This is a genomic window from Saccharicrinis carchari (assembly GCF_900182605.1).
Lineage (GTDB): Bacteria > Bacteroidota > Bacteroidia > Bacteroidales > Marinilabiliaceae > Saccharicrinis > Saccharicrinis carchari.
Map to the genome: position 1 here is coordinate 570,258 of NZ_FXTB01000001.1, position 13,232 is coordinate 583,489.

Here is a 13,232-nt window from a genome sequence, read left to right on the forward strand (position 1 = left end):
AGCTATAAAACATCCGTATAAAAATATTGTTTAAATTATCATTTTCCCGCTTATAAGTTTAAAAATAGCAATAATAAAGTGTATTTCGGAATGTTTGTTTGATGTTTGTAAATTGTGTGGTTTTTCGTTTTATAATTAGCGCATAAATGATTAATTTAGGGCGTCTAAAAAACAGGCCTAAAGAAGCCTGTTTTTGTTTGTAATATCTAATTCATAATTTAAATATAAATGGCTGAAGGAGAAAGAATTATAAAGATAAATATTGAGGAGGAAATGAAATCGGCCTACATCGATTATTCGATGTCGGTGATTGTTTCCAGGGCGTTGCCCGACGTCAGAGACGGTTTTAAACCTGTACACCGACGCGTTTTATTTGCCATGAGCGATTTGGGGCTTTCCTCTAACAAGCCATATAAAAAATCGGCCAGGATAGTGGGAGAGGTGCTGGGTAAGTATCATCCGCACGGCGACTCTTCGGTGTATTACGCCATGGTGCGAATGGCTCAACCTTGGTCTTTACGCTATCCCTTAGTCGATGGCCAGGGAAACTTTGGCTCAGTAGATGGCGACAGCCCTGCTGCCATGCGCTATACCGAAGCCCGATTGAACAGGATAGCGGAAGAAACGCTGGTTGATATCGATAAGAGAACGGTGGATTTCAGGTTAAACTTTGACGATTCGTTGCAGGAACCAACTGTATTACCTACCCGTATACCCAACCTATTGGTTAACGGGGCATCTGGTATAGCAGTGGGTATGGCCACCAACATGCCCCCACATAACTTAACCGAAATTATTAATGCCACAGTAGCCTATATCGAAAATAACGACATAGACACCGACGGTCTTTTGGAATACGTTAAGGCACCGGACTTTCCCACAGGTGGTACCATATATGGTTTTAAAGGTGTAAAAGATGCCTTTGAAACAGGCAGGGGACGGGTAGTAGTTCGTGCCAAAGCCGAAGTAGAGACCGACAATAATGGCAGGGAAAAGATCATTATAACCGAGATCCCATATATGGTGAACAAGGCAGAACTGATAATGAAAGTAGCCGACCTTGTTATCGAGAAAAAAATTGAAGGCATATCCAATGTAAACGATGAGTCGGACAGGGATGGTATGCGTATTGTGGTGGATCTGAAACGTGATGCGATTGCCAATGTAGTGCTGAATAATCTTTACAAGCTCACCGCTTTGCAATCGTCTTTTAGTGTAAATAATATAGCACTGGTTAATGGTCGTCCGGAAATGCTGAACCTTAAAGGCTTGATAAGCAATTTTGTGAAGCACCGCCACGAGGTAGTTGTTCGTCGTACGCAATATGAGTTGGAGCAGGCCGAAAAACGTGCCCACATTTTGGAGGGGCTCATTATTGCCAGTGACAACATCGACGAGGTAATTAAAATAATCAGGGCAGCATCCAGTCCCGACGAAGCGAGGGAAAAGCTGATGGAGCGGTTTGAGTTATCCGACATTCAGGCACGCGCTATCGTCGATATGCGTTTGCGTCAGCTCACCGGACTGGAACAGGATAAATTACGCAGTGAGTACGAAGAATTACTGAACACAATAGCTGATTTGAAAGATATCCTGGCCAATGTAAGCCGGCGTATGGAGATTATAACCGAGGAACTGATTCAAATCAGGGATAAATATGGTGATGAGAGAAGAACAGATATTGTATACTCCTCGGAAGAATTTAATCCGGAAGACTTTTATGCCGATGATGAAATGGTGATTACCATTTCGCACATGGGTTATATCAAAAGAACACCTTTGGCCGAGTTCAGAACCCAATCCAGGGGAGGAGTAGGTTCCAAGGGTAGCACCACCCGCGACGAGGACTTCATCGAACATCTTTATCCGGCAACGATGCACAATACCATGTTGTTTTTTACCAGCAAGGGACGCTGTTTCTGGTTAAAGGTGTATGAAATACCCGAAGGCGCAAAAAGTACAAAGGGTAGAGCCATACAAAACTTGTTAAATATAGAAGCCGACGATAAGGTAAAGGCGTTTATAAAAGTGAAGGGGCTTAATGATCAGGATTATATCGACAGTCATTATATTATAATGGGTACGAAAAAGGGTATGATCAAAAAATCTTTGTTGGCCGATTATTCCCGTCCGCGCGTGAATGGAGTTAACGCGATTACCATCAAAGAAGGTGACGAACTTATACAGGCAAGGCTAACCAATGGCGATGCAGAAATCCTGATGGCCACACAATTGGGTAGAGCCATACGCTTTAACGAAAAAAAGGTAAGGTGCATCGGTCGTACCGGCCAGGGTGTCAAGGGAATAACCCTAGATACAAATAACGATGAAGTGGTTGGCATGATATGTGTTGAAGACATAGAGCAGGAGGAAGTGCTGGTAGTGTCTGAAAATGGCTTCGGTAAAAAATCCAAGATTGAAGCCTATCGAATTACCAACCGGGGAGGTAAAGGAGTTAAAACAATGCGAATTACCGATAAAACGGGGGCATTGATATCCATTAAAAACGTTACCGACGACAACGACCTGATGATTATTAACAAATCCGGCATAGCCATACGCTTGGCACTTTCCGAAATAAGAACCACAGGCAGAGCCACGCAGGGAGTTAAAGTAATTAACCTGCGCAACGGTGATCAAATTGCCTCAGTGGCCAAGGTGTCGGCTTTTAAAGATGAAGAAAGTGGTGGGGAAGATGTAGATTCGGAAACCATCGCAACAGAACAGGATAAAACCGGAAATGAAGCTGCCGAGGGACTAAATCCCGATAATAGCGAAGAAGAAAAAAATAACAACGAGGAAATACAAGAATAAACAACTATTATTTTATTTTAGCGGATTAAAATCCACACAATAAAAAAACGCATGATGATGAAAAAAACAGTATTATTTTTAGCGGCTCTATTTACCATATCAATAGCAGTGGCGCAAAAAGGTAAGGTAACTACGGCCACCACCTTATTAGAACAGGGCGATCCTGTGAAGGCCAAAGAGGCCATTGATCAAGCGATGGAGCACGAAAAAAGCAACACCTGGCCTAAAACCTATATTGTTGCAGCAAAGGTTTATACCAAACTCTATCAGAAAGGCAAAGATGACAAAGGGACGATCAAAGCGTACAAGTTTTATCAAAAAGCTATTGAACTGGACAAAAAAGGTAACCACAAAGGCAAGCAAAAAGGAAAATATAAGAAAGAAATTGGACAGGCGCTTTTATTCTTTGGTACTGAGTTGACCAATGCCGGCGTAGAGGCATTCAACAAAGAAGATTTTGAAACAGCGGTGCTGGCGTTCGACGGTCTATTAGAGCTCAACAAAAATGAGTATATGGAAGAGATTCAAGGCGAAAAAGTAGACACCGCCATTATTTTTAATGCTGCACTGGCTGCTTACAACGCAAAAAACTGGTCCGTTGCAGAAGACTATTTTAATCAATCCATCGACTTAAAGTATGGTGGTGGCGACGCTGTTTTGTTGGTGCACCAGATGTACGTAGAACAGGGCGATTCTACAAATATGGGTTCAAATTTAATGAGAGGATTTGAAACATACCCCGAAGACAACAGGATTTTAACAGAGTTGATTAACTATTATTTAAATACAAAACAAAACGATAAGGCGCTCGATTATTTAAATAAAGCCATCGAAAGCGATGCCACCAATGCGTCGTATTACTATGCCCGGGGAGTTCTTTACGATAGTAACAAGGATTTTGAAGCCGCCAAGGCCGATTACCAAAAAGCCCTGGAGTATGATCCTGAGTACTTTAACGCGCTGTATAATTTGGGTGTAATGTACTTTAATAAAGCTGTAGAGGAAATGAACCTGGCGAATGCCGAAACCGATTTTAAGAAGTTTGAAAGCAAAAAGAAGGTTGCAGAAACTACGTTTAAAGAAGCTATGCCATATTTTGAAAGAGCTTTAGAGGTTAAACCCGATGAAGTGGCCGTATTGGAAAGCCTGAAAACTTTGTACTATCGCTTTGAAATGATGGATAAGTACAAGGAAGTGGATGAAAAGTTGAAAAGTCTTTAGTAAAAGGCGAATTCAATAATAAGAAATTAAAAATATCCGGGTAGAAGTATCCGGATATTTTTATATATATAAAAATAACATAATATCAACTATAGGACAAACTGAAATAAGTTCTGATTGGATCGGTATGGCTTACGAGCTGCTGCTTTACATTAAGCTGCTGTTCATCAGAATAAATGAAAATGCGTTCTTGCTTTATTTCTCCGGTAACTTAAAATCCATTTTAAATTGCGGCTCGTCGTGTTGATTTACCATCCAGTTAGAAAAGCCATCGAGCCAATACCAAAACGAAAGCACCAGGTTTTCCGGTACATCTTTAAGTTTCGACAATACCTGCCTGTAACAATCGAGCCAAACGATTCTTGTTTTTGGGGTTATTTTAAAAGGCAAATGCCGGTTGGCCAACATTGGGTTACCACGACTCATTTTATAGTATTGTGGCCCACCCAGCCGTTGTACAAAAAAATCAGCAGAACGTTTTTTAGCTTCTTCGAGTAAATGACCTTTGGGAGGAAAAATATCCTTGATCGTGCTTTCTACCAACAGATCGTAGTGATCGTTTACCATTTTTCGCACTCCATCTTCTTTCAGATAGTCATATATCTTTATATCCGGCCCTGAGCTTTTCGGGCGAAGACCAAAGGGCAATGTTGTTATCTTAAATTGTGAAATTTCCACCATATCTTTTAATTTGACCTGTCTTTTTTACTTGAATGAATATACTTATCGTTTTATTGAATTTAAACAATACAACAAACGAATGAGTAACAGCAAGCGGCTAAAAAAGTTTAGGGCAAACAATGCATAAGGGATGAAACGTTGTAAACAAAATTAATTTAGCATGCGCCTATTTGCTTAAAAAACGATGGTTTTACGACGAAGTGGTTTTATTTGGTTTTTCAGTTCAAATAAATTGTAGTCGGGCCAGTCTTCCACTTTAGCCAGGGTACGATCCATCATATATTTGATGTCGTTGGCAAACTTAGGGCCTTTCCAGGAGTTGCAATTAAACACAATAGCGTACGACAGCCCATCATCCTGACGCACAACCAGCGCTGCTGTACCGGCTAGTGTGCCCGTTCTGTACCAGTAACTTTTTCGTACACCCCGCCAACCCAATGGACTTCCACCCAAAAGTTCAGTTGTACTCATTTCCTTGATACTATTGGCCGAAAGTATGTCGGCCGGGGTATCAAAACCATCAATGGCCACCACTAACCTTAACAAATCGGTCGTTGAGGCGACCCAACCACCTGCAGCACCCAGGGTTTTTATGTCGTTGCCACCATAACTTCTGGGGACTTCCTTATCGTCACTCATATGGTCTTTAACAAGATAGGCATCGTCGGGCTCATAATATTTGACCTCCAAATCGAGTCTCTCATGACTGTAACTACCTCCAATTTGCATATCAAAAATCTCCAGCGGATATAGCACATCGGTTTTTACGTACAACTCGTAGTCCATTCCTGAAACTTTTTCGATCACTTCTTCGAGTATGGCATATCCCAGATTGCTGTACGACGACATAGTACCGGGTGGGTAATGCAGACGCTTACCAAGCATAAAGCGGATAATGTCTTGCTTTTGTACCGGATAGTCCACCTTCATTTTTTTTGCGACGACCTGAGGAATAAACATAGGATCGCCATAGCGGTTTGTAAAACCGGCTGAGTGGTTGAGAAGTTGTTTGACGGTAATCCTTTCAATTTTGGGGTCGCGATAATTTAAGAATATGGAATCGTTTAGAATGCCCTCCGAACCAAAAACCTGGTCATCGAGCGACACTTTGCCTTCTTCCACCAATTTCATTACAGCAACTGCAGTAAGCAGTTTCGAAACACTGGCAATCCTGAATAAATTATACGGCTGCACTTCAATAGATTTTTCTTTGTCGGCAAAACCATAGCCTTTGGTAAATACCAGTTTACCATCTTTAACTACTGAAAGTGATGCCCCTGCTAAATGGTTACGTCGCAGAAAGCGGTTCACGTTATCATCTATCACTTCAAATCTATCCTGATCGGAAAAGGTATTGGATATTCTGTGGGAAGCAACAGTAGGCGCCGGAGGAACAAAATCTCCACCAAAGGAATCACCGGAGTTAAAATAAGTCATATTGCCTATCCCCATTGAAACCACCCCCAGCAAGGCCAGACCTGTTTTATATATAAACTTCATTCAATTACTAATTTAATCGATGCAAAAGTAAGCAAAAAGAGTAAAACATTATCCAATTCGTGCTTAAACATGCCCAAAAGAGCTTAAATAAGATTATATACGCAAGAAAATCAATAAGGTTTTATACTACAACCTATAGCTTTTGTCTCTTTTAACCGCGGTTTGTTACCTGCCAGTATCGCATCTATGGCTTCGGCCAGGTAGGCTTGTTTTACCTTGCCGGCATCTTTAGGAGAATCATCGATAGCACCTATATAGCTTACTGTAAAATGTGATTCTTCATTTTCAAGCAGATACACATGAGGGGTCTTGGTAGCTCCATAGGCTTTATAAATACCTACGTTGTCTACCAGATAAGGAAATGTAAAGCCTTTATCTTCAGCTCTAATAATCATTTTATCAAAGGCATCTTCTTTTGAAGTTTTAGGATTGTTGGGGTTGAGGGCAACAACAGGAAAACCTTTCCTTTTGTATTTGGTATCCAATGCCACAATCCTGTCTTCGTATAATTTTGAATAGGGACAGTGGTTGCAAGTAAAAATAAGTATTACCCCTTTTTCTGAATGGTAGTGATCCAGGGCAACGTAACTATTGTCTATGTTTTTGAGTTTGAAACCGGGCGCTGTGTCCCCTATCTTTACCTGTGATGGAGAAGTAAAGGTAACCAACGACAGAAATAATAAAATGGAAATCTTTTTTTTCATGGCGTAAAATTGTTACTTAAACAGATGGAAAGAGCCTGTTTTTAGGGCTCCTGGGTTATTTATGTAACATGTAAACGCCTTACGGTATTAATTGGTTCATCGTGGATTCTATCGCCTTAAGTGTTACTTTTCCCTCGTGAAATAAAGTTTTACTTTTATATACAAACAAGCATGCCGGAATAGCACCGCTCCAACTGGGATCAACTTTAGGAATCCAATTGTTGGGATGGGCTTCATCTAATACAAGCACTTCACTTGCAATGCCATTGGATTTGACAAAAGGTACAAGCTTTTGTTCAATCTGATCCGTAAAATCCAGGCTCACCAATAATACTTTGACAGCTGTTCCCTTGTACATCCCTGGAATTTTTTCTAATACCGGTATTTCTTCAATGCAAGGCTTGCACCAGGTTGCCCAAAAGTTAATTACCATTATAGAATCGGCACTCGTTTTTTCTATCCTTTCCTGCAGCTGCCTAAAATCTATTGTTTGAACTGTGGCACTTTGTGAATAAAGAGCGAGTACCGGTACAACCCAGAAAAACAATATAAAACCAGCTAATTTCCTGTCTATTGCATACTTCATCGTTAAATTGATAATTTGCGCTGTTTATATAACAATGAAACGAGCCTTGCTCCCAACAACAGCGCTATGGGTATGGTGGCGGCCGGGAATGCCTGTGGAATAAACTTCCATCCTATTAAAAACACAACAAGACAAAAAAGGTTGAAAACCATGATTACTGCTGTCCACTTATGTTTGTGGTTTGCGAAGGCCAACAACACGAAAGTAGGCATGGCCCATAGTATGTTCAGGTTGTTGCCTGTTACACTATGCATAGATATAAACCATAAAAATACGATGAGCAATCCAATACCGCCGGCCACAAAAAACAGCAAACCATCGAATAAGCTAAGTGTTTTAGGACGTACAAAAAATCCTATCACAACGGATAAAAACAATAAGAGCCAAAAAAACACTACGGGAGTCCATATTGTATCGTCTTCCTGCGTCATAAAATCAAACACCTTTACTTTTTCCTTTACCATTGGAATAGTCTGTCCGTCCTCCATTTTTATTGTAGCATGGTCGAAAGCTTGCATCAAAAAGTAAGGCAAGTAGGTAGATTCCCTGACCGTAGCAATTTTATCGGCAGGCATACCCAATATCATGGCCAAACCTGTTTCTATCCAAGGCGAGTGTTTTAAATAATGATGCAGTAGTGTTCTAAACGAAACATGTCCTGCGCTGCCACCTGGTTTAAAAATAAGCTCTCCATGCACATTAGTGTTCAGCATGTCCACAATGCGCGTAGCACAATTATCGTAAAAAAAGTCGTACCTGTAATTACGATTTCCGGGTTCATAATTACTTAACAAGGCATCAAAAACCTTTTGTTTATCGTCCATGTTCAGGTTAAGTACTTGCTCGGTAACACTGCGCCCCTCGTTAAAATACTGTACCAAAAAGCGTTTGTATTCACCAATGCTCAACAAATAATCCAGATTACCGTTGGCAAACTTTAAATAAAACCACGGCGTATCAAAATCGAAAGTACCATAATTAAAAACCCAGTCGATATTGTTGTCGGCATCCTTTACCCTTAGCGCACTGTGCCCAAAGGCCGAATACAACTCTTCGCCCTGTGAACAGGTCAATATAGATATTTCAGCTTTAGCAGATAATTTTTTTCGTCCGCTGAGCGGCACGGTAAATAAGAGCAGAAATAGCCCAATATAAATTAATCGTGTCATACCTTATCAATTTGCCTCAAATATATACAAATTGAAATCGGCTAAAAAGAATCTATACCACTATTGGTCTGACATTTTTATCGACACCTGCCCATATGGAGTCAAACAAAGCAAAACACCCGTTGGTGCATGTTTCTAAAATGTGCAAAAGCATACGTTTTAAATGTATAAGCGCACCCAAAACAGGATCTTGCCTACGCCCCTTTATCCAAACAGGCCACTTGGGTGCTATCCTGGCTTTACCTGTAACACGAGCCTTAACTACCACATTATCCGAAGGGTACGTTTCGTGTACCCAATAATACTCCGGGTCGGCAAAAAGATCCATAAACCAATCTACACATAAAGTAGCCCACTTAAAAAGTAGTGCTGTAATACTTAATTGTATCGCTTCCATAACTTAATAGATTTAATAAGATGAAGAATAACAGCACAAAAATACCCTCTTTATTTGTTGCATAACAGGATTTTAAGTACATTAAGCAACAAATAATCTATTTTTAAGTAGATATAAAAGACTTAAAAACAACTTAATATTACACTTAATATTTTACTTAAAAATTCACTTAATTATTAACTTGATCCCTTATCTTTGTAGTTGATTACTGAATAATGCCGAACAATACCGAAATAATGACCGAAGAGCTGATTTTTTCACTGATCGACCATGTATGTGAGATGGTTGAAGGAGTGGAAAAAATAATTGGGGTATACAACCATCCCAAAACGGGCGAATTATGCGGTATCACCTTAAAACACATCAACAACAGGTTACAAGAACACCAAATGAACCTGAGGGGGCAAAAGGAAATACTGGCCGGTTTAAGACAGTGCAAACATAAATACAGCTGGCCCGAAAAAACCCAATTGCCATTCAGCACCATCGATAGCACACCCTTACAGCGCAATATTTTCGACGAGAGCGATCACCTAACCTTGCTCATCACATTACCTGGCAGCAAACGCACAGAGAAAGACCTCCTGCTCATTTATTTTAAAGATCACTTCAATACCTTTGGTGTGCAACACCAAAATACAACACTGAGCACCGACAACAAAACCATTATTGCACATCTACTCTCAGGATCAATCCATTCGTTTTGCAAACTATATTGGAAAGAAAAAGAACGCCTGCAGCAGTTTACCCATAAAACACAGCGCATTTTAGATCAGCAACGGTCGGAAAACCAAAAAGATATACGGAAAAAAGAACTAGAAGATTTTATTTGTTCGTGGGCTAATATGTTATTGAAAGAACGGAGCGAATCTGACGGCGTTAATTATGTTTACAGTGATCAGGCACTCGAAAAAATTAAAACATACAGCGGCGGATTGGAACAATTACAAAAAGCCCTGCACGAAGCCGTAGATTACACAAATACCCTGATTACAGATGCAAACAAAGTGATTGAGGCGGAATATATTGAAGGTGTTACATATGTAAATAGTGGTGATGTTATAGGAAACCTGGATGCTGCAAGCCAACATTTAACCACCCGACAACAGCGCGTGTATGATTTTTTAAACCGTTTAGAATCTGCCGCTATCCAGGTAGATCGATCCGGCATAAACCTTACCGGCAGCCATATTGGATCGGCCATGGAGAAACCTGTATCGGCACCGGCGCTATCCGACTATATCGGTAAAAATAAGGAGGTAATTAATACTCTTTTTGCGAAGTATCCCGACAAATGGAGTTTTGTAAAAAACAATTTTAAGTCCATTATCAATATCACCCTAACTGGTGAGCGACCAACCCGTAAATGGGCCTAATCCGAGTAGGTATACCCACCAAAGTAACGCCTTACAGCCATCTAATCGATTAGCATACCCCCAATCAGGCTATTTACATCTGTAATATCATGACGGAGCATATAAGCTTTTATACCCTCTACTATTTGAACCGATATGCTAGGGTCGATAAAATTAGCCGTACCCACCTGTATAGCAGTAGAACCAGCCAACATAAACTCTATAGCATCCGTAGCATTCATGATACCCCCCATGCCTATTACAGGAACTTTTACCGCATTATATACCTGCCACACCATGCGCAAAGCCACCGGTTTAATACAGGGACCCGATAAGCCCCCCGTTACAGTAGAAAGCAATGGCCGACGCTTTTCAGCATCTATGGCCATGCCCAACAAGGTATTAATCAAAGAAATTGAATCCGCCCCGGCCCCTTCCACAGCCCTGGCCATTTCCGTTACATCCGTAACATTGGGTGACAACTTTACCATAAGATGCCCCTTGTAAACATCACGCACCGCCCTGGTAACCGCAATAGCCGAAGGACAATGCACGCCGAAGGACATCCCCCCTTCCTTTACGTTAGGACAGGAAATATTGAGCTCGATACCCGGTATTTGCTCCAAACCGTTGAGTTTTTCGGCCGTTTGTATGTATTCTTCTATAGTAGATCCGGAAACATTAACAAAAATTCCTGTATCGTAATGCTTGATGCGGGGATAAATACTGGAAACAAAGTGATCCACCCCTTTGTTCTGTAAGCCTACCGCATTAAGCATTCCGGAGGCCGTTTCCGCCATTCTTGGATAAGCATTACCCTCGCGATGGTGCAAAGTAGTGCCTTTGACCACGATACCCCCGAGGGCACCAATATCAATAAAATCCTCATACTCTTCGCCAAACCCAAAAGTACCCGAAGCCGTCATCACGGGGTTTTTAAGCAAATATCCGTTTATATCAACCGCTAATTTTACCATCCTTTTAAATCATCAATGTTAAATACAGGTCCCTCCGTACAGGTATTTTTATTTCCCTCTCGAGTTTCCACTACACAACAAAGGCATGCACCAAAGCCACATGCCATCATGTTCTCTAATGATACCTCACACGGAATACCAGCCTCTTTGGCCACCGCTGCCACCGCCCGCATCATAGCATCAGGTCCACAAGTATAAACCCGGTCCATATCCTTAAGCCTTTCTTTAAGCAAGGGGTGGTCGGTAACATAGCCCTTTACCCCGGCAGAACCATCTTCTGTGGTAACCCCAACCAATCCGTGTTGCTTGTAATCCGTAAGATCCATTAATATCTCGCGATCGCGTGCACCCAATAAAAAATTAACCTCAGCTCCCTCCTCACGTAATCGTCGGCCCAGTATCAACAACGGAGCAACCCCCACACCACCACCTACCAGCAGCATTCTGCCACTTTTAGGTACGGTAAAACTATTGCCCAGCGGATAAATCAAATCTAACTTATCGCCAGGCATCAAAGCCGCCAACAAACGCGAGCCTTCGCCCACCTCTTGAATTAGCAAAAGCATTTCGTTTGTCTCTTGGTGCACCTCATGAATAGAAATGGGTCTGCGCAAAAAAGTGTTTTGCCCATTTTCCACTTTTATTTCTACAAACTCGCCGGGGGAAATATCGGGGAGTTCACCATTAGCTTTGGCATACAGAACGATATATTCGTTATTAATTCTGCGGTTACGGGTAACCGTAAATAATTCTACTCTCTTTTTCATATACATAAATCAGCCACAAGGTAGTTTACATATGTAAACGATTGTGTTTTGCGGTACAAATATAATAAATCAAAGGAAAAGACCATGCAGGCATACACGAATAAGCATACAGGCATGCCCTTTTAGTTTACATAAACAGTTTTACCCTTGTAGGTTACCCTTCGAGATACACGCCATAACTTGGTCTATTTAATACCGGAATTGTTGGGCACATAGGTGTCAAATGTCCCATCTGAATAGAAAAATACGATACGTTCAGCTTGCTTTGCCACAGTAGGTGGATTGGTTTTTTGTACATTTTCTTTGCTGCTATTATAAGGAGCACGTTCTTCTGGTTCCTTCGATATATTTACGGGCTCTTCCTTCTCTTCCTTTTCCACTGAGGGGGACTGTTTGCCTGGCTCTTTCTTTTCCTCTCCCTGCTCAAATAAATGTTTACTTAAAGGTAAAGCAGTGGTATTTTCTTTGCTATTTCGGTACATCGTGCCCTGTCCCAATAAAAGCCAATCGGGATTTATATGCGGGAACTTTACCAGTACTTTTTGCAAGAAATCCAGACCGGGATTATTCCGACCAGACAATAGATGTGAAATACTTGACCTGTTTACACCGATTATATCGGCAAATTTTGAGGAGGCTATTTTTTCGCTGGCCAGTAGTGTTTGTAATCTTTGTTTCATAGTTTGGAATAATATGAGTTACACTTGTAAATTAAACACAAGAGTACGATTGTTACAATTGAAAACAGCACTGTTGTGCTACAAATGTAACATCTATTAGTACTCCGTACAAATGTAACTAATATTTACATATGAAACATATACCCAACGCATAAATATACAAGATCCTTACAAAGCTAAGATCCCTGCGTGCGCTATAAAAGGTAAAATCCAGTTATAATGTAAGCTATTCTTGCTTAGGTATTAAATAACATCAAACCGTTACTTTACTTAGCTGTTTTAAGCAATTATAAGGGTGTAGTTTAAGATTTAAAGCACCTGACGTGTCGTAATGCCATCAGGGCAATTAATGGCAGCCATCCAGCCTAAATAAAAGTAGCT

12 protein-coding genes are annotated in these 13,232 nt (G+C 40.9%); 3 read left to right on the forward strand and 9 right to left on the reverse strand.

Annotated features, from left to right (window positions below):
- Positions 1-228 precede the first annotated feature (228 nt).
- Together gyrA and FN809_RS02020 are read left to right on the forward strand one after the other, a co-directional pair.
- On the forward strand, positions 229-2,814 hold the full coding sequence (gyrA, locus tag FN809_RS02015) for a DNA gyrase subunit A (RefSeq protein WP_142531798.1): 2,586 nt from the start codon (positions 229-231) through the stop codon (positions 2,812-2,814).
- Between the two features lie 51 nt (positions 2,815-2,865).
- The gene (locus tag FN809_RS02020; RefSeq protein WP_246095394.1) at positions 2,866-4,035 is read left to right on the forward strand and encodes a tetratricopeptide repeat protein; all 1,170 of its coding nucleotides are present in this window, start codon (positions 2,866-2,868) and stop codon (positions 4,033-4,035) included.
- A gap of 195 nt (positions 4,036-4,230) precedes the next feature.
- Here the strand turns inward: FN809_RS02020 and FN809_RS02025 are convergent, their stop codons facing one another.
- The 6 genes from FN809_RS02025 to FN809_RS02050 form a co-directional block, all read right to left on the reverse strand.
- On the reverse strand, positions 4,231-4,716 hold the full coding sequence (locus FN809_RS02025; RefSeq protein ID WP_142531800.1) for a globin domain-containing protein: 486 nt from the start codon (positions 4,714-4,716) through the stop codon (positions 4,231-4,233).
- 174 nt (positions 4,717-4,890) lie between these two features.
- A complete protein-coding gene (locus FN809_RS02030) occupies positions 4,891-6,216 on the reverse strand; it encodes a serine hydrolase domain-containing protein (protein ID WP_142531801.1) in 1,326 nt (441 codons plus the stop codon).
- Positions 6,217-6,326: 110 nt separating this feature from the next.
- Entirely contained in the window at positions 6,327-6,920 is a 594-nt protein-coding gene (locus FN809_RS02035) for a thioredoxin family protein (RefSeq protein ID WP_142531802.1), read from the reverse strand.
- Positions 6,921-6,999: 79 nt separating this feature from the next.
- Positions 7,000-7,506 carry a TlpA disulfide reductase family protein gene (locus FN809_RS02040; RefSeq protein WP_142531803.1) on the reverse strand — a complete coding sequence of 169 codons (507 nt, stop codon included), beginning with the start codon at positions 7,504-7,506 and terminating at the stop codon, positions 7,000-7,002.
- Positions 7,507-7,508: 2 nt separating this feature from the next.
- The gene (locus FN809_RS02045; RefSeq protein WP_142531804.1) at positions 7,509-8,675 is read right to left on the reverse strand and encodes an Lnb N-terminal periplasmic domain-containing protein; all 1,167 of its coding nucleotides are present in this window, start codon (positions 8,673-8,675) and stop codon (positions 7,509-7,511) included.
- Positions 8,676-8,727: 52 nt separating this feature from the next.
- Entirely contained in the window at positions 8,728-9,072 is a 345-nt protein-coding gene (locus tag FN809_RS02050) for a hypothetical protein (protein ID WP_142531805.1), read from the reverse strand.
- A 215-nt stretch (positions 9,073-9,287) separates the two neighbouring features.
- Between FN809_RS02050 and FN809_RS02055 the strand changes: the two genes are divergently transcribed.
- Positions 9,288-10,448, forward strand: a complete 1,161-nt coding sequence (locus FN809_RS02055) for a hypothetical protein (protein WP_142531806.1) — start codon at positions 9,288-9,290, stop codon at positions 10,446-10,448.
- A 41-nt stretch (positions 10,449-10,489) separates the two neighbouring features.
- On the opposite strand, the gene FN809_RS02060 is transcribed toward FN809_RS02055, so the two are convergent.
- The 3 genes from FN809_RS02060 to FN809_RS02070 all read right to left on the reverse strand — a co-directional run bounded on the left by FN809_RS02060 (position 10,490) and on the right by FN809_RS02070 (position 12,851).
- Positions 10,490-11,404, reverse strand: coding sequence for a dihydroorotate dehydrogenase (locus FN809_RS02060; protein WP_142531807.1), 915 nt, complete (start codon positions 11,402-11,404; stop codon positions 10,490-10,492).
- Positions 11,398-12,171, reverse strand: coding sequence for a dihydroorotate dehydrogenase electron transfer subunit (locus tag FN809_RS02065; protein WP_142531808.1), 774 nt, complete (start codon positions 12,169-12,171; stop codon positions 11,398-11,400). Before FN809_RS02065 ends, FN809_RS02060 begins: the two co-directional genes overlap by 7 nt.
- A gap of 185 nt (positions 12,172-12,356) precedes the next feature.
- Positions 12,357-12,851 carry a helix-turn-helix domain-containing protein gene (locus FN809_RS02070; protein WP_142531809.1) on the reverse strand — a complete coding sequence of 165 codons (495 nt, stop codon included), beginning with the start codon at positions 12,849-12,851 and terminating at the stop codon, positions 12,357-12,359.
- Between the last annotated feature and the right edge of the window lie 381 nt (positions 12,852-13,232).